At 23.9% G+C, this 21,392-nt stretch carries 22 protein-coding genes; 15 read left to right on the top strand and 7 right to left on the bottom strand.

The window, feature by feature from the left end; all coding sequences use genetic code 11:
* Positions 1-8: 8 nt before the first annotated feature.
* From H0H76_RS00885 to ndk, 3 genes are read right to left on the bottom strand one after another with little or no spacing between them, the layout of a single operon-like run.
* Entirely contained in the window at positions 9-743 is a 735-nt protein-coding gene (locus H0H76_RS00885) for a TPM domain-containing protein (protein WP_185855663.1), read from the bottom strand.
* Positions 744-767: 24 nt separating this feature from the next.
* Positions 768-1,382: a LemA family protein gene (locus H0H76_RS00880; RefSeq protein ID WP_185855662.1), complete on the bottom strand. Its 615-nt coding sequence runs from the start codon at positions 1,380-1,382 to the stop codon at positions 768-770.
* Positions 1,383-1,388: 6 nt separating this feature from the next.
* Complete coding sequence (ndk, locus tag H0H76_RS00875; RefSeq protein ID WP_185855661.1) at positions 1,389-1,835, bottom strand: nucleoside-diphosphate kinase; 447 nt, start codon at positions 1,833-1,835, stop codon at positions 1,389-1,391.
* 115 nt (positions 1,836-1,950) lie between these two features.
* On the opposite strand from ndk, the gene H0H76_RS00870 reads away from it, so the two are divergent.
* The 11 genes from H0H76_RS00870 to rplT all read left to right on the top strand — a co-directional run bounded on the left by H0H76_RS00870 (position 1,951) and on the right by rplT (position 15,105).
* Complete coding sequence (locus tag H0H76_RS00870; RefSeq protein ID WP_185855660.1) at positions 1,951-4,410, top strand: alpha-ketoacid dehydrogenase subunit alpha/beta; 2,460 nt, start codon at positions 1,951-1,953, stop codon at positions 4,408-4,410.
* Positions 4,411-4,417: 7 nt separating this feature from the next.
* Positions 4,418-5,479 (top strand): branched-chain amino acid aminotransferase, encoded by a 1,062-nt coding sequence (locus H0H76_RS00865; RefSeq protein WP_185855659.1) that lies wholly within the window; start codon positions 4,418-4,420, stop codon positions 5,477-5,479.
* A 13-nt stretch (positions 5,480-5,492) separates the two neighbouring features.
* Positions 5,493-7,241 carry an arginine--tRNA ligase gene (argS, locus tag H0H76_RS00860; protein ID WP_185855658.1) on the top strand — a complete coding sequence of 583 codons (1,749 nt, stop codon included), beginning with the start codon at positions 5,493-5,495 and terminating at the stop codon, positions 7,239-7,241.
* A gap of 13 nt (positions 7,242-7,254) precedes the next feature.
* A complete protein-coding gene (ffh, locus tag H0H76_RS00855) occupies positions 7,255-8,622 on the top strand; it encodes a signal recognition particle protein (RefSeq protein ID WP_185855657.1) in 1,368 nt (455 codons plus the stop codon).
* A 112-nt stretch (positions 8,623-8,734) separates the two neighbouring features.
* Positions 8,735-10,342 (top strand): glycerol-3-phosphate dehydrogenase/oxidase, encoded by a 1,608-nt coding sequence (locus tag H0H76_RS00850; protein ID WP_185855656.1) that lies wholly within the window; start codon positions 8,735-8,737, stop codon positions 10,340-10,342.
* A gap of 61 nt (positions 10,343-10,403) precedes the next feature.
* On the top strand, positions 10,404-11,897 hold the full coding sequence (gene glpK / locus H0H76_RS00845) for a glycerol kinase GlpK (protein WP_185855655.1): 1,494 nt from the start codon (positions 10,404-10,406) through the stop codon (positions 11,895-11,897).
* A gap of 56 nt (positions 11,898-11,953) precedes the next feature.
* Complete coding sequence (locus H0H76_RS00840; protein WP_185855654.1) at positions 11,954-12,697, top strand: MIP/aquaporin family protein; 744 nt, start codon at positions 11,954-11,956, stop codon at positions 12,695-12,697.
* Positions 12,698-12,726: 29 nt separating this feature from the next.
* A complete protein-coding gene (gene thrS / locus H0H76_RS00835) occupies positions 12,727-14,010 on the top strand; it encodes a threonine--tRNA ligase (protein WP_185855653.1) in 1,284 nt (427 codons plus the stop codon).
* 22 nt (positions 14,011-14,032) lie between these two features.
* Positions 14,033-14,557, top strand: a complete 525-nt coding sequence (gene infC / locus H0H76_RS00830) for a translation initiation factor IF-3 (protein ID WP_238783892.1) — start codon at positions 14,033-14,035, stop codon at positions 14,555-14,557.
* A 6-nt stretch (positions 14,558-14,563) separates the two neighbouring features.
* Positions 14,564-14,752 carry a 50S ribosomal protein L35 gene (gene rpmI, locus H0H76_RS00825; RefSeq protein WP_185855652.1) on the top strand — a complete coding sequence of 63 codons (189 nt, stop codon included), beginning with the start codon at positions 14,564-14,566 and terminating at the stop codon, positions 14,750-14,752.
* 5 nt (positions 14,753-14,757) lie between these two features.
* Positions 14,758-15,105 (top strand): 50S ribosomal protein L20, encoded by a 348-nt coding sequence (gene rplT, locus H0H76_RS00820; RefSeq protein ID WP_185855651.1) that lies wholly within the window; start codon positions 14,758-14,760, stop codon positions 15,103-15,105.
* Here the strand turns inward: rplT and def are convergent.
* Entirely contained in the window at positions 15,090-15,620 is a 531-nt protein-coding gene (gene def / locus H0H76_RS00815; protein ID WP_185855650.1) for a peptide deformylase, read from the bottom strand. The genes rplT and def overlap by 16 nt on opposite strands.
* Before the next feature lie 3 nt (positions 15,621-15,623).
* Positions 15,624-16,046 carry a RuvX/YqgF family protein gene (locus tag H0H76_RS00810; RefSeq protein ID WP_185855649.1) on the bottom strand — a complete coding sequence of 141 codons (423 nt, stop codon included), beginning with the start codon at positions 16,044-16,046 and terminating at the stop codon, positions 15,624-15,626.
* Positions 16,047-16,127: 81 nt separating this feature from the next.
* Between H0H76_RS00810 and H0H76_RS00805 the strand changes: the two genes are divergently transcribed.
* From H0H76_RS00805 to H0H76_RS00790, 4 genes are read left to right on the top strand one after another with little or no spacing between them, the layout of a single operon-like run.
* Positions 16,128-16,961, top strand: a complete 834-nt coding sequence (locus H0H76_RS00805) for a 2,3,4,5-tetrahydropyridine-2,6-dicarboxylate N-succinyltransferase (protein ID WP_185855648.1) — start codon at positions 16,128-16,130, stop codon at positions 16,959-16,961.
* Positions 16,962-16,979: 18 nt separating this feature from the next.
* Positions 16,980-17,564 (top strand): L-threonylcarbamoyladenylate synthase, encoded by a 585-nt coding sequence (locus H0H76_RS00800; RefSeq protein ID WP_185855647.1) that lies wholly within the window; start codon positions 16,980-16,982, stop codon positions 17,562-17,564.
* A gap of 9 nt (positions 17,565-17,573) precedes the next feature.
* Entirely contained in the window at positions 17,574-19,025 is a 1,452-nt protein-coding gene (locus tag H0H76_RS00795) for a CCA tRNA nucleotidyltransferase (protein ID WP_185855646.1), read from the top strand.
* Positions 19,026-19,049: 24 nt separating this feature from the next.
* Entirely contained in the window at positions 19,050-20,057 is a 1,008-nt protein-coding gene (locus H0H76_RS00790) for a DHH family phosphoesterase (RefSeq protein ID WP_185855645.1), read from the top strand.
* Here H0H76_RS00790 and H0H76_RS00785 read toward each other — a convergent pair.
* The gene (locus tag H0H76_RS00785; protein ID WP_185855775.1) at positions 20,017-20,559 is read right to left on the bottom strand and encodes a thioredoxin family protein; all 543 of its coding nucleotides are present in this window, start codon (positions 20,557-20,559) and stop codon (positions 20,017-20,019) included. The two genes, H0H76_RS00790 and H0H76_RS00785, sit on opposite strands and share 41 nt — an antisense overlap.
* Positions 20,560-20,603: 44 nt before the next feature.
* Positions 20,604-21,392: a zinc ribbon domain-containing protein gene (locus H0H76_RS00780; protein WP_185855644.1), complete on the bottom strand. Its 789-nt coding sequence runs from the start codon at positions 21,390-21,392 to the stop codon at positions 20,604-20,606.

The raw sequence follows: 21,392 nt of genomic DNA, 5'->3' as shown, positions 1-21,392 counted from the left end.
TATATTTATTATTTCCAATCATCACTACTACCTCCACCCCCGAAATTTCCCCCTCCACCTAATCCATCAAATTCATCTTCATCTTCTTCATAAAAATTATTTTTATTAGATAAGAATAAATTAGTTATTAATAATGTATTTAACAAAGAAGTATTAATCATTCCATTTTTATAAAATATAAATATCATTACAAAAAAAACAAAAACATAAATCCATGATATCAAACTATGTTTTTTTTTTTTCAATGGTTTTTTATTAACAAAATTGTTTTTCAATATTTTGAATATATCATTAATACAATTATCTATTGCTTCATAATAAAGATTATTTTTTAAATATGGTTTAATGTTATTTATAATTTTTTTAGTTAAAAAATCAGTTAAATAAGACTCAACTCCATATCCATTTTGTATAGATATTTTTTTATCATTAATGGATAAAAGTATAACAATTCCATTATTTTTATAAAACTGGCCTATCCTCCATCTTTCCCCCCATTTATATGCAACTACGTTAGGATCTTCCCCGTTAAGATCTCTAATAAGAATAATTAATATTTCTGTAGATGTTATTTTAAAATAATTAAGTAGTTTTTTATTAAGATTATGCAATTCTTCTTTAGACAAAACATTAGAATAATCCTGAATAGGACTTATATTTTGTTTATGATTAGGTATATTAAACTGTCCATTAACTATTGTTATTGGAATTATGATAAATAGAATTTTTATAAGTATATTCATTATGAATGAAGTCACTAATTTTCTTTAAATTACTAAAATTACTGAAAAATCTACTATAGGTGTTTTATTAGCATTAATTTGAGATTTAAAGTAACCTTTTTCTTTAAATTTAGAAAAAAAATTGGAAATTATAATTTCTGGAAATTGATTCCTATAAGTATTGAAGTTGTTTACTTGATCATTAAATCTATTTCTTTCTACATTTATTCTATTTTCAGTACCTTCTAATTGATTTTGCAACTCAGAAAAATTTTGTGTTGCTTTCAATGTTGGATAATTTTCCATTATAAAAAATAGTTTTCCAATAGAATTATTTAAATTTTCCTGTGCTTTTTGAAATTTATTTATTTGATCTTGGCTTAAATTATCTGCATTAATATGAATAGAAGTAGCTTTTGCTCTTGATTCTACAATCTGAGTTAATGTTCCTTTTTCAAAAGAAGCAGAACCTTTTACTGTATTTACTAAGTTTGGAATTAAATCTGATCTACGTTGATAAACATTTTCTACTTGACCCCATTGGTTTTTTATATTTTCATTTAGTCTTATTAAATTATTGTAAATTTTTATTATCCATGAACCAGTTATTAGTATAAAAATGAAAATAAAAGAAATAATTATTAAAAATCTTTTTTTCATAATGTTTTAAAAGTTTTTTTTATAAAAAATCTCTTCATTAGAAAAAAAAAATCTACACTCTCTGATTGCATTTATATTACTATCAGATCCGTGAATTGCATTTTTTTCTAAAGAAGTAGCATATAAATTTCTTATAGTCCCTTTTTCTGCAATTAATGGATTTGTATTTCCTATCAATAATCTAAAATCTTTTACTGCATTATTTTTTTTCAAAATCATTGATATTATAGGACCAGAAGACATAAATTTTATTAAAGACTCAAAAAAATATTTACTTTTGTGTTTTTCGTAAAATTTTTCAAAAGATTTTTTAGATATTTTTATCATTTTCAGTGCTATAATATGAAATCCATTTTTATAAATTTCAAAAAAAATAGGAAATATATATCTTCTTTCTATAGCATCTGGTTTTATAATTGAACAAGTGATATTTCCAAATAAGTTTTCTATCATATATCATTTTGTATATTAGAAAAAAAACAAGACTTAAAATTTTAATTTAAAATTAAAAAAAGAAATTTATAAATGGAAATTTATATATTATAATCTACAAAAAAATAATATTTATATGAATTATAAAAAATATAAAGATATTTTTTTTAAAGGTGAAAGAAAAGAAATAAGTTTTAGTCTGTTTAAAAATTCAATATTAAATGATTATAAGTTAGCAAGAATTAGCCGGGAAGCTAGTATTTTAGGACGTAAAGAAGTTTTAAACGGAAAAGCTAAATTTGGAATATTTGGAGATGGTAAAGAAATTCCACAATTAGCTATGGCAAAAGTGTTTAAAAATGGAGATATAAGATCTGGATATTATAGAGATCAGACTTTTATGATGGCTATAGGTGTTTTAACTGTAAAAAATTTTTTTTCACAATTATATGCTAATTCAAACTTAAAAGAAGAACCTACTTCTTCTGGAAGAATGATGACATCTCATTTTGGCACTAGATTCCTAAACAAAGATGGAAGTTGGAAAGAACTTGTAAAATGTAAAAATTCTAGTGCTGATATTTCTTCTACTGCTGCTCAAATGCCAAGATTATTAGGATTAGCTCAAGCTTCAAAAATTTATAAACAATTAAATAATTTAAATATTACACATAAAAAATTCTCTAATAATGGAAATGAAATAGCATTTGGAACTATTGGAAATGCAAGTATTTCTGAAGGTTTATTTTGGGAAACTTTAAATGCTGCTGCAGTTTTACAAATTCCAATTATTATTTCTATTTGGGATGATGAATATGGAATATCAGTTCCTAATAAATATCAGTTTCCCAAAAAAAATATTAGCGATCTATTGTATGGATTTCATAGAAATAAAAGTGAAAAGGGAATTGAAATTATTGAAGTAAATGGATCAGATTACATAACACTTATACAAAAGTATATGTTAGCAGAAAAAATAGCTCGTTATGAACATGTTCCGGTAATTATACATATAACTAAATTAACTCAACCACAAGGGCATTCAACATCTTCTTCTCATGAAAGATATAAATCAAAAATTCGTTTAGAATGGGAAATTAAAAACGATGGAATAAAAAAATTTAGAAACTGGATTTTAAATTTTGAATATGAAAAAGATAAAAAATTTAAAATAGCTACTGTTTGTTGTTTAGATAAAATAGATTTTGAAGCTAAAGAATACGTTAAAAATGAACAAAATAAAGCTTGGGAAGATTTTAAAAAACCTATTAATAAAATAAGACAAGAAGTGTTATATATTTTTCAAAAAATTAATAATTCTTGTTTAGATTATGGAAAAAAATGGATTAAAGTACATATAAAAAATAATATTAATAAACTAAATAATTATACTAATTTTTATACAAAAAGATCAATATTCTCTATGGTAAGAAAATTTCTATATCTATCATATAAAGTAAAAAGTAAACATAAAGAATTTTTAAAAAAGTGGATTGAAAAAAAATATAATAAAGAGCAAGAAGATTATTCTTCTCATTTATACAGTATTTCAAGAAATTCACATAAAAAAGTTAAAGAAATTTTTCCTTTATACAATTTAAAAGATAATATTTTTGTTGATGGAAGAGTAATATTGAGAGAAAATTTTGATAAATTGTTAGAAATGTATCCTGATCTTATTATTTTTGGAGAAGATGTAGGTAAAATGGGTGATGTTAATCAAGGATTAGAAGGTTTACAGAAAAAATATGGAAAAATTAGAATTTTTGATACTGGAATTAGAGAATCTACTATTATTGGGCAAGCCATTGGGCTGGCTATGAGAGGACTACGCCCTATAGTAGAAATTCAATATATTGATTATATATTATATGCTTTACAAATTATGAGTGATGATCTTGCTTGTTTACATTACAGAACAAAAGGAGGACAAAAAGCTCCTGTTATTATTAGGACAAGAGGACATCGTTTAGAGGGAATATGGCATTCTGGTTCACCAATGGGAGGAATACTTAATTATTTAAGAGGTATATTAATTCTTGTACCAAGAAATATGGTAAAAGCTGCTGGATTTTATAACACTTTATTATCATCAGATGATCCTGCTTTAGTAATTGAATGTTTAAATGGATATAGAATAAAAGAAAAGTTACCTTATAATTTAGGAATTTTCAAAACTCCTATTGGAGTTATAGAAGTTACTAGAAATGGAAAAGATGTTACTATTGTAACATATGGATCTACTTGGAGGATTGTAAATGAAGCTGCAGAAGAATTGGATAAAATGAATATTTATGTAGAAATAATTGATGTCCAATCTTTGTTACCTTTTGATTACAAAAAAAATATTGTAAAAAGTTTAAAAAAAACTAACAGATTGTTAATTGTAGATGAAGATGTTCCTGGTGGAGCTTCAGCTTATATTTTGCAAAAAATATTAGATGAACAAAAAGGATATTATTATTTAGATAGTCCTCCAGAAACTATAACAGCTAAAGAACATAGACCACCTTATGGATCAGATGGAGATTATTTTTCTAAACCTTCTGTTGAAAACATTGTAGAAAAAGTACTGAAAATGATAAATAATAATTGATATAAATATGAAAATAGAAAAAATTTTGCATTCAAGAATTAAAGAAGTAGATTTTAATAATATTTCTTTTGGAAATTATTATTCAGATCATATGATTTGTTCAGAATTCAAAAATGGAAAGTGGAAAAATTCAGTTATAAAACCATTTAGTGATATTATGTTATCTCCTGTTACTCTTGTTTTTCATTATGGACAATCAGTATTTGAAGGGATGAAAGCATATAAAGATAAAAAAGGAGAAGTTTTTTTATTTCGTCCAGAAGAAAATTTTAAAAGAATTAATAGATCTGCAATACGTTTAGAAATGCCACAAATTCCAAAAAACATATTTTTAAATGGAATTAAAAAGTTGATAGACATAGATAGAGATTGGGTCCCTAATAATTATGGAAAATCTTTGTATATTCGTCCTTTTTTAATAGCTACTAGAGGTATTTTATCTGCTAAACCTGCTGAAGAATACATGTTTATTGTTATATCAACTCCTGTTGATTCTTATTATAAAAAACCTCTAAAAATAAAAATAGAAGAAAAATATAGTAGATCCGCTCCAGGTGGAATAGGATTTACTAAAGCATCTGGTAATTATGCATCTTCTTTTTATCCTACAAAAATAGCAAATAAAGAAGGATTTGACCAAGTGTTATGGACAGATTCTAATACTCATACAAAAATAGAAGAATCTGGGACTATGAATGTTTTTTTTTTGATTAAGGATAAATTAATAACTCCAAAGGAAAGTGATAGTATATTGAGTGGAATTACTTGTGATAGTATTATTTCTCTTTCTAAAAAAGAAAACGTTACTGTAGAAAAAAAAAATATAAAAGTATCAGAAATAATAGAAAGTTTAAAAAAAGGTGAATTAAAAGAAGCATTTGGTTGTGGAACAGCAGTAGTAATAAATTTTTTTGAATCAATTAGTTATAAAAATACTATTTTTAGTTTTCCTAATTTACCAGAAGTTGAAAGATTATCTATTCGTTTAAGGAAAAAATTATTAGACATACAGCATAATTTATCATATGATCCATTTGGGTGGAGAGTAAAAATAGAAAGAGGTTTTTAAAAAAAAATCTTTTATGAATGATTATTTTCAATTAGTAGAAGAATTAGTTAAAAAATTATTATATGATTTATATAAATTTCCTGTTTATAAAAAATTGGATTTTAAGTATACAAATAAAGATCATTCAGGAGATCTTACTTTAATTTTATTTTCCTTATCTAAGGAATTAAAAAAACCTGTAAATGAAGTAGGGTCTATAATAGGTAGTTATGTAAAAGAAAAATTAAAAGGATATGTTAAATTTTACATTGTTGAAGGATTTTTAAACTTTATTTTTAAAGATAATTATTATGTTAATCTTATTAATATAATGTTAAATTCAAATTTTTATAATCTTAAAATAAAAAATCCTAAAAAAATAATGGTAGAATATTCTTCTCCTAATGCTAATAAACCACTTCATTTAGGTCATTTAAGAAATTGTTTAATAGGCGTCTTTATTTCTAAAATATTAAAAATGTTTGGACATAATATAATAAGGACACAAATTATCAATGATAGAGGAATACATATTTGTAAATCTATGATAGCTTGGATAAAATTTGGAAAAGGTAAAACTCCTAATGACTGTTCATTAAAAGGTGATCATTTTGTAGGAAAATATTACAATTTGTTTGATAAGATTTATAAAGAAGAAATTAATAATGTAAAAAATAACAACGAAGTTTCAATTTTGAAAGATGCAAGAAATTTGTTAATAAAATGGGAAAATAAAGATACAAATACTATTAGTATTTGGAAAAAAATGAATCAATGGGTTTATGATGGATTTAAAAAAACTTATCATAAGATTGGAATTAGTTTTGACAAAACAGAATATGAAAGTAAAATTTATGAAATTGGAAAAAATATTGTTAAAAAAGGTCTGGAAAAAAATATTTTTTTCAAAAAAAAAGATGGATCTGTTTGGATTGATCTATCTAAAGAAGGATTTTATCATAAACTTTTATTAAGATCAGATCAAACATCTGTATATCTTACTCAAGATTTAGGAAATGCAGTAAAACGTTTTAATAAATATAAAATAGATAATTTAGTATATGTAGTAGGAAAAGAACAAAATTATCATTTTAAAACTCTATTTGCAATATTAAAACGTTTAGGTTTTATTTGGGTAAATAAATTATATCATCTGTCATATGAAATGGTAACACTTCCTAGTGGTAGAATGAAATCCAGGGAAGGAAATGTTGTAACAGTAGATAGTATTATAAATGAAATTATTTCTATTGCAAAAAAAAAATTTTTGAAAAAGGCTTCAGTAAACACTCATGAAAAAACTTATAATATTATAGGAATAGGTGCATTGAAATATCATTTTCTTAAAGTTGATCCAAAAAAAGAAATATCTTTTGATATAAATAAATCAATTTCCCTAAAAGGTAGAACTGGAACATATGTACAATACACTTATTCTAGAATACGTTCTTTAGAAAGAAAATTTTTCAAATTATTTCCTACAAAAAATAATTTTAATTGGAAAAATGTAGTATTAGATACATATGAAAAAAATTTAATAAAAATTCTTAGTAAATATCCTTTAGTATTAAAAAAATCATGTATGTATTTTAATCCTTCATTAGTTGCAAATTATGTTTATGAAGTATCTAAGTGTTTTAATAATTTATATCAAAATAAAAAATTATTAGATACTTTAAATGTTATTCAATGTAATGCTAATATGACTATTATTTGTATTACAGGTAATATATTAAAATATGGAATGAATTTATTAGGGATAGATATGGTAGATAAAATGTAAAAAAATTGTTTATATGTTTAAAACTTTACAGGACAAAATACAAAAAGCTATTAATGTTTTAAAAGGTAATCATCAAATTACAGAAATTAATCTTGCATCTTCTATAAAAGAAGTAGGAAGAGCACTTATAGATGCAGATGTTAACTATAAAATTGTTAAAAAATTTATAAAAAAAATAAAAGAAAAATCTATTGGTAAAAAAGTTTTAACTTCTTTAAATCCAAGACAACTTATTATAAAAATAGTATATGATGAATTAGTAACTCTTATGGGAGGAAAAAATGTAGAACTTAATATTTACAAAACTCCTTTTATTATTTTAATTTGTGGATTACAAGGTAGTGGAAAAACTTCTTTTTCCTCTAAATTATCTTTTTTTTTGAAAAAAAAAGGTTATTCCCCTTTATTAGTTGCAGCAGATATTCATAGACCAGCTGCAGTTGATCAATTAAATTTTCTTGCAAAAAAAATTTGTGTTCCTGTTTTTTCTTTAGAAAAAATAAATAGCTATGATCATGATCACATTGCAAATATTGTAGAAAAATCTATTGATTATGCATTTGATATGAAGAAAGATGTAGTAATTATTGATACTGCAGGTAGGTTAGCTATTGATGAAATTATGATGAAAGAAATAAAAATTATTAAAAAACATTCTAATCCAAATGAAATCTTATTTGTTATAGATTCTATGACAGGACAGGATGCTATAAATACTGCTAAATCTTTCTATGAATCATTAAATTTTGACGGAATAGTAATGACAAAATTAGATGGAGATAGTAAGGGCGGGGCAGCAATAACTATTTCTAGTATTATTAATAAGCCTATAAAATTTATTAGCAATGGAGAAAAAATAGAAGATATAGAAATTTTTCATCCAGATAGAATAGCTAATCGTATTATAGGTATGGGAGATATAATTTCTTTAGTAGAAAAAGTTCAGGAACAGTTCAATGAAAAAAATACAAAAGAAATTTATCATAAAATGTCAAAAAATCGTTTTGACTTTAATGATTTTTTAGAACAAATAAAGCAAATAAAAAAAATAGGAAATATTAAAAATATAATTTCAATGATTCCAGGAGTTGATAAATATTTACCACAAAAAAACAGGGAAATTGATAACAAATCTTTTAAAAAAATGGAATCTATTATTTTTTCTATGACTCCTTATGAAAGAAAAAATCCAAAAATACTTTCAGATATAAGCAGAAAAAAAAGAATCTCAAAAGGATCAGGAATTTCTTTAGATGAAATTAATTTTTTTTTGAAACAATTCAAAGATATAAACAAAATTATGAAAAAAATTAAAACTAATTCTGGAAAAGATTTGATAAAAAATTTTATTTCGGAAATTTTTGATAAAAGAAAAATGTAATTTAATTAATTATAAATTAAATTTTCTTTTATTGAAAATATTTTTAATTTTGTTCGTTAATTATTATAAAAATGTCAATATTTTAACTTTTTATTAGAAATATAAGTAAAATATGATGAAAGATTTCTTAAATAGAGATAAATTTCTAAAAATTTTAGAAAATGAAAATTTTTGGGATATTATTATTATTGGTGGAGGTGCAACTGGAATAGGAATAGCTCTAGATTCTTCTTCTAGGGGATATAAAACTCTTCTTTTAGAACAATCAGATTTTTCCAAAGCTACATCTAGTAGAAGTACTAAGTTAATTCATGGTGGAATACGATATTTAGCCCAAGGAAATATTAAATTAGTTTTTGAGGCTTTAAGAGAAAGAGGATATCTTTTAAAAAATGCCCCACACTTAGTTAGAAAACAAAAATTTATTATTCCAGTTTTTAGTTGGAAAATGGGTATTTTTTATTGGACCGGATTAAAATTATATGAGTGGTTATCTGGATCGTTAAGTTTCGGTAAATCTAAGTTTTTGTCTAAAAATGAAATTATAAAAATTATTCCAGAAATTAATAATCATAAGTTAAAAGGAGGAATTCTATATTATGATGGACAATTTGACGATTCTCGTTTAGCTATTAATTTAGCTCAAACTTGTGTACAACATGGAGGAATTTTGCTAAATTATTTCAAAGTAAAAAACCTTATAAAAAAAAATAAAAATAAAGTATCAGGAGTTATAGCATGTGATATTGAAACAAAAAAAGAATACTCTATTTTATCAAAGATTGTAATTAATGCAACAGGAGTATTTTCTGATTCCATTTTAAAAATGGATAATAATTTAGATTCATCTTTATCTATACAACCTAGTCAAGGAACTCATATTGTTTTAAATAAATCTTTTTTTAGTAGTAAAAATGCTATAGTTATTCCTAAAACTTCGGATGAAAGAATTTTATTTTGTGTCCCATGGTATGATCATGTTTTAGTAGGAACTACAGATACATTCTTAAAAAAAACTGTAATTGATCCAATACCTTTAGAAGAAGAAATTGATTTTATTTTACAAACTTTTAAAAAATATTTCATTTTTTTTCCTGAAAAAAAGGATATATTAAGTGCTTTTTCTGGATTAAGACCACTATTTATATCAAAAGATAATAAAAATAAAACTAAAGATATATCTAGGAATCATAAACTTATAGTAAGTACTTCTGGATTAATAAGTATAATAGGTGGTAAATGGACAACTTATAGAAAAATGGCAGAAGATACAGTAAATAAAGCTATTGAAATAGGAAAATTTAATAATAAGCCATCTATAACAAAAAATCTTAAAATTTATGGATCTAATTTTTTTTCATATAATAATGAATATGATCTTTATTGGAAAAAATATGGAGAGGATGAGTGGAATATAAAAAAACTAATAAAAAAAAATCCTTTTTTAGGAAATACTTTATTTTCAAATAAAAAATCTGATTACTCATCATTATGTACTGAAGCAGAAGTCATATGGATGGTAAGATATGAAATGGCTAGAACTATTGAAGATGTTTTAGCAAGAAGATTTCGTTTATTATTTTTAAATGCAAAAAAATCAATAGAGATTGCACCAAAAATTGCAAATTTAATGGCTAAAGAGCTTTCTCGTGATAAAAAATGGGAAAAATCACAAGTAAATTCTTTTAAAAAATTAGCAATGAAATACTATTATTCATAATTTTTTATATAGAATAGAATTGATAAAAAAATTATTATAACACTTCTACTTACTTTTTTATATGAAAAAATATGTGCTATCATTAGATCAGGGAACAACTAGTTCTAGAGCTATTATATTTGATAAGATTGGAAATATTATTTCTATAGCTCAAAGAGAATTTACACAAATTTATCCACATCCAGGATGGGTAGAACATAATGCAGAAGAAATATGGTCTACACAAGCTTCTGTTGCTTTAGAAGCAATTTTAAAAGCAAATTTAGAAGGAGATAATATAGAATCTATAGGAATAACAAATCAAAGAGAAACTACTGTAATATGGGATAAAAAAACAGGAGAACCTATATTCAATGCTATAGTTTGGCAAGATAGAAGAACATCAAAATATTGTGATGAAATTAAAAAAGAGGGATTAACAGAAATGATTAGAAAAAAAACCGGTCTTATTATAGATCCTTATTTTTCTGCTACAAAAATTAAATGGATATTAGATAATGTCCAAGGAGCAAAAAAAAGGGCATTTTCAGGAAATTTAGCATTTGGGACTATCGATTCATGGTTGATATGGAATTTAACAGGAAAAAAAATTCATGTTACAGATGTAACTAATGCATCTAGGACAATGTTATTTAATATTCACACATTAAATTGGGATAATGAATTGGTAAATTTATTTAATATTCCAATTACAATGTTGCCAGAAGTAAAATCTTCTAGTGAAATTTTTGGATATACTACAGGAAATATTTTGTCTCATAAAATACCAATATCTGGTATTGCTGGGGATCAACAAGCATCTTTATTTGGTCAAATGTGTACTAAAATAGGTATGGTAAAAAATACTTATGGAACAGGTTGTTTTATGCTAATGAATGTAGGAAAAAATCCAGTTTTTTCTAAGAATAATTTGATAACTACAGTAGCATGGAAAATTAAAAATAAGGTCCAATATGCTTTAGAAGGAAGTGTATTCATAGCAGGAGCCGTAATCCAATGGCTTAGAGATGGATTAGGACTACTTACATATTCAAATGAAGCTGAAGATATAGCCTCTTCTGTAGAAAATACAGAAGGATTGTATATGGTTCCTGCTTTTTCTGGATTAGGAGCCCCTTATTGGGACCATAAGGCTAGAGGGATAATAGTGGGGATAACAAGAGGAACATCTTCTGCACATTTTGTACGAGCAGCATTAGAAAGTATTGCTTTTCAAAATATGGATGTTCTTAAAGCAATGGAAGCAGATTCAGGAATTTCTATTAAAGAAATTCGTGTAGATGGTGGAGCGACGGTTAATAAATTATTAATGCAATTTCAATCGGACATTTTAAATGTAAGAGTGGTAAAATCTAAAATCTCTGAATTAACTGCTGCTGGAGCAGCTTATTTGGCAGGACTTGCAGTTAATTATTGGAGTAGTTTAGAGGATATTCAAGGTAAGTGGCAGGTAGAAAGAATTTTTGAACCAAAAAAAATGAAAAATAGTAAAAATATAATTAAAGGTTGGAAAAAAGCAATAAAAACTACTCGTTCTTGGGCTAACCAGGAATAGTATGTATATTATATATTTATATATTTTATTATCATATCAATTCAATATTTGTTAATATGTCAGAAGTATGTGCAGAAATAATAGGTACTACAATATTAGTTTTTTTAGGAAATGGTGTAGTAGCAAATTTAGTTTTATCAAAAACTAAAGGAAATAATAAAAATGGAGGATGGTTAACAGTTACAATTGGTTGGGCTTTAGCTGTATTTATGGGAATTATAGTTTCTGCTCCATATAGTGGGGGTCACTTAAATCCATGTGTTACTTTAGGATTTGCTATTATAGGTAAATTTAGTTGGAATTTGGTTCCTTATTATATAATTTCTCAGATAGTTGGATCTATGTTAGGATCTTTTTTAGTATGGTGTTTATATAAAGATTATTTTATTGAAACTAAAAATGAAAAAGATAAGTTATCAGTTTTTGTTACTGTTCCTTCCATAAGGAATTTTTTTTCTAATTTTACTAGTGAAATTTTAACTACTTTTATATTTATTTTTATTTCATTTCATTTGGTAAAAAAAGGAACTATTTTCTTATTTGAAAAAAAGCATTTAATAGGACTTGGATCTATTGATGCATTACCTTCTTCTTTAGTTGTTTTAGGAATAGTTTTATCTTTAGGAGGAGTAACTGGTGCTGCACTTAATCCAGCTAGAGATTTAGGGCCTAGGATAATGCATTCAATATTACCTATACCTGGAAAAGGTAAAAGTGATTGGGATTATGCAATAATTCCAATATTTGGACCAGTTATAGGAAGTTTTATGGCATCAATGTTGTATTTATTGTTATCATAATAATAAAAAAAACTTGTAAATTATTTTTTATGAAAAAATTGGTCTTTTCTTCAAAAGAAAATTCTGATGTAGATCATAGAAAAATAGGAAAAAAACTTAAACTTTTTATTTTCTCTGATAGGGTTGGACCTGGATTACCATTATGGTTGCCAAAAGGAACAATTATTAGAAATAGTTTAGAAAAATTTTTAATTGATCTTCAAAAAAAATCAGGATATGAGATGGTAACTACTCCTCACATTGGATCCAAAAAATTATATGTAAGGAGTGGCCATTGGAGTAAATATGGAAATGATAGTTTTAAACCTATTCATACACCTAATAAAAAAGAAGAATTTATTTTAAAGCCAATGAATTGTCCCCATCATTGTGAAATTTATAGAGCTCAAGATTGGTCTTATAGAGATCTTCCTAAACGTTTTGCTGAATTCGGAACAGTATATCGTTATGAAAAAAGTGGAGAAATTCATGGGTTAACTAGAGTTAGATGCTTTACTCAAGATGATGCACATATTTTTTGTACTCATGATCAACTTCTAAAAGAATTTAAAAAAGTAATAAATTTAATTACTTACGTTTTTCATTGTTTAGGATTTTTTGATTATACAGTAAGAATTTCGCTTAGAGATCCTAATAAAATAGATAATTATATGGGATCTAAGGAAAATTGGAAAAAAGCAGAGGAAGCTATATTAAAATCAGTTAAAGAAGAAAATATGAATGCATCTGTTAATTATGGAGAAGCTTCATTTTATGGGCCAAAACTAGATTTTATGATAAAGGATTCCTTGGGAAGAAATTGGCAACTTGGGACAATTCAAGTAGATTATAATATGCCTGAAAGATTTGATTTATATTATAAAGGAAAAAATAATGAAAAACATCGCCCTGTCATGATTCACAGAGCTCCATTTGGATCATTAGAACGTATTATAGCTATTATGATTGAACATACAAATGGTAATTTTCCATTATGGATAGCGCCTAATCAGGTAGCAATACTACCAATTAGTGATAAATATATAATTTATGCAAAAAAAATTTTAAATTTGATGTTAAATCATGATATTAGAGTTTTTATTGATAGTAGAAATGAAAAAATAAATAAAAAAATTAGGGATTCTGAAAATGACAAAATACCTTATATGATTATTTTAGGAGAGAAAGAAGAAAAAAGAAAAATGATTTCTTTACGATGTCATGGAATAGGAAATATAGGGGTATTTTCTATTTTTGATGGAATAAAAACTATTTTAAGTAAAATAAATTTTAAAACTGTACATTATAAAAAAAAAATTTTCAAAAGGAAATAATAGGAGAAGACGTATTATCAGGGTGTTTCAACAAAAAAAAGAAGAATATAGAATTAATGAAAATATTAAGTCTAATACTATACGTTTAGTTGGAGATTCAGATAAAGAAAATGGGATATATCTAACAAAAGAAATTATTATGCATGCTAATAATAAAGATCTTGATTTAGTAGAAATTAATCCAAAGTTAGACCCTCCAGTATGTAAAATATTGGATTATAAGAAGTTTTTATATGAACAAAAAAAAAGGAAAAAACAGTTTAAGGCAAAACAAGTAAAAATAAATACTAAAGAAATTAGATTTGGGCCACAAATAGGAGATCATGATGGAAAAGTTAAAATAAAAAGTGCAGAAAAATTTTTAATGAGAGGAGATAAAGTTAAAGTGTTTGTTTTTTTTAAAGGAAGATCTATTGTATATAAAGAACAAGGAAAAATAAAATTATTAAAATTTGCAGAAGATATTGAAGAATATGGAAAAGTAGAACAAATGCCAGTTATGGAAGGAAAAAGAATGTATATGATATTAGCTCCAAAAAAATTTTAGAATGTAATGCCTAAATTAAAAACAAAATCAGGTTCAAAGAAGAGATTTAAAAAAACTGCTAATGGGTATATAAAAAAAAAATATGCATTTAAAAATCATCTTCTAACTAAAAAATCTAAAAAAAGAAAACGTGCTTTATCTAAGTTTTCTTTATTGAAAAAATCAAATATAAAAAATATAAAAAAACAAATATAATTTTTATGCCAAGATCTACGAATGCTGTTTCCTCTAGAAAAAAAAGAAAAAAAATACTTAAATTGGCAAAGGGGTACTATGGAGCAAGAAGCAAAGCATATACTGTTGCAAAAAACGCTGTAGAAAAATCTTTTGTATATTCCTATATTGGAAGAAAAAAAAAGAAAAAAAATTTTAGATCTCTTTGGATAATGAGAATTAATGCTGGAGTACGTAAACATGGAAAATCTTATTCAGAGTTTATTAAAAAATTATCTAAACATAATATAAAAATTAATAGAAAAATTTTATCTGATATTTCAATGAACGAACCAGATGTTCTAAAAAAAATAGTAGATTATGTTTTTATATGATTTTTTTGTATAAAAATCAATTTTTTTTCTATTAATTTTCTTTTTTTATACGATAAATAATCTATAAATAATTTTCCATTTAGATGATCATACTCATGTAAAATAATTCTTGCACACATTCCTGATAGTTTTTTCTTTTGTTTATTATAATTTTTATCATAATATTCAATTAATACATTTGATTTTCTTTTTATATAACTCATAATTCCAGGTATACTAAGACATCCTTCGTTAAATTTATATTCTTTACCATAAATTTTTAGTATAAATGCATTAATAAAAACTTCTTGAAAGTATATTATTTTTTTTCCGTTAAAAAATGGAATATTAATAATAAATAAACTTATATTTTTACCAATTTGAGGTGCTGCTAATCCTATTCCATTTACTTTATGTACAGTTTCATACATGTCTTTAATTAACTTATCAGTTACTTTTCTTGAAGAAATAAAATCAATATTTAAACATTTTTTTCTTAAAATAGGATTTCCATAAAGAATAATAGGTAATATCATGAATTATGAGTTATTTTTTTTCATAATATAAGATTGTAATATAATAGTAGCACTTATTTTGTTTAAAATATTTTTATTTTTTCTTTTTTTTTTATTTAACCCCAACTCTATCATTGATAAAAATGCAATTTTAGATGTAAAACGTTCATCAAATCTATCTATAATAATTTCTGGATACTTTTCAGAAAATTTTATAGTAAAATTTTGAATATATTTTTCTACTGTATTTTCATGTTTGTTGTTTAACTTTTTTGGCAATCCTATTATTATTCTTTCTATTTCTTCATAAGAAAAAAAATAATCTAAAAAAATAAATAATTTTTTTGTTGGAATAGCATCTAATCCAAAAGCAAAAATTTGTTTTTCATCAGTAATAGATAGACCAGTAATTACTGTACCATAATCAATTCCCAATAGTTTTTTCATAACAATAAATTTATAAAATATTTTTATTTTATTGTTATCTTGTTTTATTTTGCTAATTTTGTTTATAAATTTTTTAATAAAGTGAATAACAAAAACAAATGTGAATTAGAGTTAAAAATTGATAATGCATGGAGTAAGAAAAGTCTTTGGAAAAATGATAAAGATATAAAGAATAATGTTAATAAAGTAATTGATTATCTTGAAAAAGGAAAAGTTAGAGTTTGCAACTTTATAAATGGAGATTGGAAAATAAATGAATGGGTAAAAAGAGCTATTATTATGTATTTTTCGGTTCAGAAAATGAATAAAATTGAGTTAGGCCCATTAGAATTTTATGATAAAATTCCTATAAAAAATAAATATAAAGAAAAAGGAATTCGTGTAGTTCCTCATGCTATAGCTCGTTATGGATCTTATATATCTACTGGAGTTATTTTAATGCCTTCATATGTAAATATAGGAGCTTATATAGGAGAAGAAACAATGATAGATACTTGGGCAACAGTAGGTAGTTGTGCACAAATTGGAAAACGTGTTCATATAAGTGGAGGAGTAGGTATTGGAGGGGTATTAGAACCATTACAAGCTTATCCAGTTATAGTTGAAGATTATGTTTTTATTGGATCTAGATGCATTTTAGTAGAAGGTATACTTATAAAGGAAGGAGCAGTTTTAGGAACAAATGTAGTATTAACAGCTACTACTAAAATATTTGACGTAACACAATATGGAAATCCTATTGAATTAAAAGGATACATACCTAAGTATTCTGTAGTAATACCAGGAACATATCCAAAAAAATTTCCTGCAGGTATTTATAATATGCCTTGTGCAATTATAATAGGAAAAAGAAAAGAAAGTACTGACAAAAAAACATCATTAAATGATGCCTTAAGAACACATAGTATTATATAAAAATAAATTAATAAAATCATGTTTTTAAAAAAAGAAATAGATAATAGTGTTTCTTTTCTTAAGAAAGGTAAAAGTTTATTATACCCAACTGATACTGTTTGGGGATTAGGTTGTGATGCATTTAATGAAGATGCAGTAAAAAAAATCTATGAAATAAAAAACAGGAATTATTCTAAATCAATGATTCTTTTAGTAGAAAGTATGAATCGTTTGTCTGAATTAGTAGGAAAAATACCTGACTTTACTAAAAAAATAATATATGAAAATTTTGTAAGGAACAAAAAACCTATAACAATAGTATATGAAGTGCAAAAAAACATTAAATATGATTTTTTAGTTGAAAAACCTAAACGGACATTAGCAGTACGTTTAACACATGACTTTTTTTGTACTTGTTTAATTAAAAATTTAAATAGACCAATTATTTCAACATCTGCAAATTTATCTGGATTTGATAGTCCTGAATCTTTTTATGATATAAATCCATATATTTTGGGGAAAATAGATTATTCAGTTAATATACGAAGAAAAGAGAGGGCATTTTATAAAAATTCTATGATTTTGAAAATACTATCAGATAAAATAAAAATAATACGTAAGTAGTTTTTTTAGATGAATTTATCATATTACCTTAATAAAGAACAAATATTTAAAATTTTAAATATTTGTTCAAAAGAAATAAGACAAGATAGTTATGTTATAGGAGGATATGTAAGAGACTTATTATTAGGAAAAGTAGATTTCAAAGATTTAGATATTTTAACTATAGGAAAAGGAATTAAATTAGCAGTTTATGTAGCTGAAACTATTTATAGACATACAAATTATTATCCAGCTATAATTACATTTAAACGTTATGGAACTGCTATGTTAAAATATGATAACAAAAAAATAGAATTTGTTGGATCTAGAAAAGAATCCTACCAAATATCAAGTAGGAACCCAATAGTAGCACAAGGATCTTTACAAGATGATCAAAATAGAAGAGATTTTACAATTAATACTTTAGCTATTAGCTTAAATGATAAAAATTATGGAGATTTAATAGATCCATTTTCCGGATTATCTGATTTACGAAAAGGTATACTAAGAACTCCATTAAATTCTGATATAACTTATTCAGATGATCCATTACGAATGATGAGAGCAATAAGATTTGCTACTCAACTTAAATTTTGTATAGAAGATAATTCTTTTAATTCAATAAAAAAACATAAAAATAGAATAAATATTGTTTCTTCAGAAAGAATTACAGAAGAATTAAATAAAATTTTATTATCTGATAAGCCTTCTATTGGTTTTTTTTTATTGTATAAATCAGGACTATTATCAATAATATTACCTGAATTAGTTTTGTTAAAAGGAGTTGAAGAAAAAAATGGATTAAAACATAAGGATAATTTTTATCATACTTTACAAGTGGTAGATAACATAAGCAATGAAAATAATTCTTCTTTATGGTTAAGGTGGGCCGCTTTGTTACATGATATAGGAAAATATTGTACAAAAAAATTTTATCCAAAAATAGGGTGGACTTTTTATTCTCATGAATTTGTAGGTAGCAAAATGATTCCTAATATTTTTAGAAGATTAAAACTTCCAAAAGGAAATAATATGAATTATGTAAAAAAAATAGTACAAAATAGTTATAGGCCACTATCTTTAATAGGAAATAATGTAACAGATTCTGCTATAAGAAGATTATTATTCGATATGGGAAAAGATTTAGTTGATTTGATTAAATTATGTAAAGCTGATATAACTACTAAAAATTTGGAAAAAATGAAACAATACAAAAAAAATATTTTTTTTCTTGAAAAAAAAATAAAGTACATAGAAAACAAGGATAAAATTGCAAATTGGAAATCACCTATATCAGGAAATGATATAATGAAAGTTTTCCATATTAATCCATGTAAAAAAATAGGAATAATTAAAGATTATATTAAAAATTCTATTTTAGAAGGAAATATCTCTAATGAATATAATTCTGCCTATTTTCTTATGTTAAAAAAAGGAAAGGAATTAGGATTAAATATATTAGAAAATAAAAAAAATTTATAATGAAAAAAATAAATTATTAAGTATATGTTCTATTACAATATTAGTGGAATAGAAAAAAGAAAAATTGTTTTATTGCTTCATAAAAATCCAGATGGGGATGCACTTGGATCATCTTTAGCACTTTTATTCTATTTTAGAAAGTTAAACCATGATGTAGATATAATTTCTCCTACAGAGTATTCTGATTCTTTTAATTGGTTACCAGGAATAAAAAATGTTCTTATTTTTTCTAAAAAAAATGAAGATTTAGTGAAAAAAAAATTTTTCAATTCTGATTATATTTTTCTTATAGACTTTAACAATATATCTAGAATAAATAATTTAAAAAAATTTTTTCTATATTCAAAAGCAAAAAAAATACTTATAGATCATCATCTATCTCCCATTTCTTTTGATTTCATGTTTTTTGATCCAAATGTAGCATCTACTAGTATTATGATATTTAGATTTATATCTAAAATGAATAATTTAGATAAAATAGATAATGAAATAGCTACTTGTTTATATGTAGGGCTAATGACAGATACTGGATATTTTCGTTTTCCTTCTGTTACATCAGAAACTCATTTTGTTGCAGGAAAACTAATGAAAATAGGAATAAATATAAATTTAATTTATAATAAATTGCAGGAAACATATCATATAAATAAGTTAAAATTACTATCAATTGCTTTGAATAAATTAAAAATAATTAATAAATATCGTACTACTTATACAAGTATAGATTATTTAGATACTAAACTATGTTCCTATAAAATAGGTGATACAGAAGGAATTATAAATTATGGATTAAAAATTAAAAATGTTGTATTTTCTGCATTTTTTTTTGAAGAAAAGAAAGATTTTCCTATTAAAATTTCTTTTAGATCAAAAGGAAACTTTGATGTAAACTTATTTTCTAGAAAATATTTTGGAGGTGGGGGACATAAAAATGCATCTGGTGGAATTTTAGATAAAAGTTTACCTGAAACTATTGAATATTTTTTAAAAATTATTCCAATTTACTATCATAATTTGATGTTTTCCATTTAATACTACATCCGTAACTTGGTTTAATAATTGGATAATCAATATTAATATTATTATGAACTTTTTCTAATACATATCGTATATCATATCCTGTTACAGGGATATTATTTCCCGGCCTAGAATTATCAAACTGTCCATTATAATATAATTTTCCAAATCCTGAAAAAATAAAAAATTCTGGTGTATATTTTACTCCATAATATTTTGCAACTTCTTGTGTCTCATCAAAAAAATAAGGGAATGGATATCCGATATATAAATGGGTTTTTTTCATATTTTCAGGAGAATCTTCTGGATATTTTTTAATATCATTAGAATTAATAGCTATAAATGATATACCTTTTTTAATAAATTCTTTAGACAATATAACTAATTCATCATTAATATGTTTAACATATGGACAATGATTACAAATAAACATAATAACATTTGCCTTATCGGATAAAAAATTTTTAAAATTTTTTTTTCTCCATGAAGAAACTTCAAACAAAGTTAAATTATTCATTTGAATAAATTCTTCATTAGAATACAATGTTTTTTTTTCCAAAATTATATTTTCTTTTTTTTATAAAGTTCAACAAATAATTTATTCTTTTCTTCTTCAGCTAATTCAAAATCTATCAATATTCTCCCACTATGTTCATCTATTAAAAGTTTATTTCTTTGTATTAATTCTGAATATTTTTGGGGAGTTATAGTTAAATAGGATCCTAAAGGAGCACCTCTTTGTACAGGAGCAACAGCTATTCCATTCTTTACTCTACTTCTTATTTTTTTATAAAGGTCTAATATATTATTGTCTAATTTTTTAGATAAAAAAATGTTTTTTTCTAACAAAATATTTTTTTCTTTTTGATTTTCTGATAAAATATTATTTAATTCTTTTCTTTTGTGAGAAAAAAAATCTTCTTTATTTTTTAATGTATTTTTTTTATCTTCTAAAAGATTATTTTTACTTTTAATTTTTGTATTAAATTCTTTTATTTTTTTTTGTGATAATTGAATTTCTAGTTTTTGATAATCTACTTCTTTATCAATATAATATAATTCTTTGTTATTCCTTATTTTATTTTTTTGTTTTTCGTATTTTTTTATCAATTCCTCAGATTTTTGTATATTTTTTTTTTCTTTTTCTATTTTTTCTTTCATATAAAGAATTTGCAACCTAATTTGTTCCACATTTTCTTTTATATTTTTTAATTCTTTTTCCATATATTCCATCTCTACAGGAATGCTTTTACGAAATTCTTGTATTTCATCTATTCTAGAATCTATTAATTGAATATGATATAAAGTTTTTAATTTATACTCTTCAGTAATATTTTTTTTTGTTTCCAT

Origin of the sequence: Blattabacterium cuenoti, from assembly GCF_014251275.1 — a bacterium.
GTDB lineage: Bacteria > Bacteroidota > Bacteroidia > Flavobacteriales > Blattabacteriaceae > Blattabacterium > Blattabacterium cuenoti_AG.
This window is presented reverse-complemented; position numbering and strand designations above follow the sequence as displayed.

Coding starts and splice junctions, on each gene's coding strand:
- H0H76_RS00885 (WP_185855663.1), bottom strand. CDS start 743: ATGAATATACTTATAAAAATTCTATTTATCATAATTCCAATAACAATA.
- H0H76_RS00880 (WP_185855662.1), bottom strand. CDS start 1,382: ATGAAAAAAAGATTTTTAATAATTATTTCTTTTATTTTCATTTTTATA.
- ndk (WP_185855661.1), bottom strand. CDS start 1,835: ATGATAGAAAACTTATTTGGAAATATCACTTGTTCAATTATAAAACCA.
- H0H76_RS00870 (WP_185855660.1), top strand. CDS start 1,951: ATGAATTATAAAAAATATAAAGATATTTTTTTTAAAGGTGAAAGAAAA.
- H0H76_RS00865 (WP_185855659.1), top strand. CDS start 4,418: ATGAAAATAGAAAAAATTTTGCATTCAAGAATTAAAGAAGTAGATTTT.
- argS (WP_185855658.1), top strand. CDS start 5,493: ATGAATGATTATTTTCAATTAGTAGAAGAATTAGTTAAAAAATTATTA.
- ffh (WP_185855657.1), top strand. CDS start 7,255: ATGTTTAAAACTTTACAGGACAAAATACAAAAAGCTATTAATGTTTTA.
- H0H76_RS00850 (WP_185855656.1), top strand. CDS start 8,735: ATGATGAAAGATTTCTTAAATAGAGATAAATTTCTAAAAATTTTAGAA.
- glpK (WP_185855655.1), top strand. CDS start 10,404: ATGAAAAAATATGTGCTATCATTAGATCAGGGAACAACTAGTTCTAGA.
- H0H76_RS00840 (WP_185855654.1), top strand. CDS start 11,954: ATGTCAGAAGTATGTGCAGAAATAATAGGTACTACAATATTAGTTTTT.
- thrS (WP_185855653.1), top strand. CDS start 12,727: ATGAAAAAATTGGTCTTTTCTTCAAAAGAAAATTCTGATGTAGATCAT.
- rpmI (WP_185855652.1), top strand. CDS start 14,564: ATGCCTAAATTAAAAACAAAATCAGGTTCAAAGAAGAGATTTAAAAAA.
- rplT (WP_185855651.1), top strand. CDS start 14,758: ATGCCAAGATCTACGAATGCTGTTTCCTCTAGAAAAAAAAGAAAAAAA.
- def (WP_185855650.1), bottom strand. CDS start 15,620: ATGATATTACCTATTATTCTTTATGGAAATCCTATTTTAAGAAAAAAA.
- H0H76_RS00810 (WP_185855649.1), bottom strand. CDS start 16,046: ATGAAAAAACTATTGGGAATTGATTATGGTACAGTAATTACTGGTCTA.
- H0H76_RS00800 (WP_185855647.1), top strand. CDS start 16,980: ATGTTTTTAAAAAAAGAAATAGATAATAGTGTTTCTTTTCTTAAGAAA.
- H0H76_RS00795 (WP_185855646.1), top strand. CDS start 17,574: ATGAATTTATCATATTACCTTAATAAAGAACAAATATTTAAAATTTTA.
- H0H76_RS00790 (WP_185855645.1), top strand. CDS start 19,050: ATGTTCTATTACAATATTAGTGGAATAGAAAAAAGAAAAATTGTTTTA.
- H0H76_RS00785 (WP_185855775.1), bottom strand. CDS start 20,559: ATGAATAATTTAACTTTGTTTGAAGTTTCTTCATGGAGAAAAAAAAAT.
- H0H76_RS00780 (WP_185855644.1), bottom strand. CDS start 21,392: ATGGAAACAAAAAAAAATATTACTGAAGAGTATAAATTAAAAACTTTA.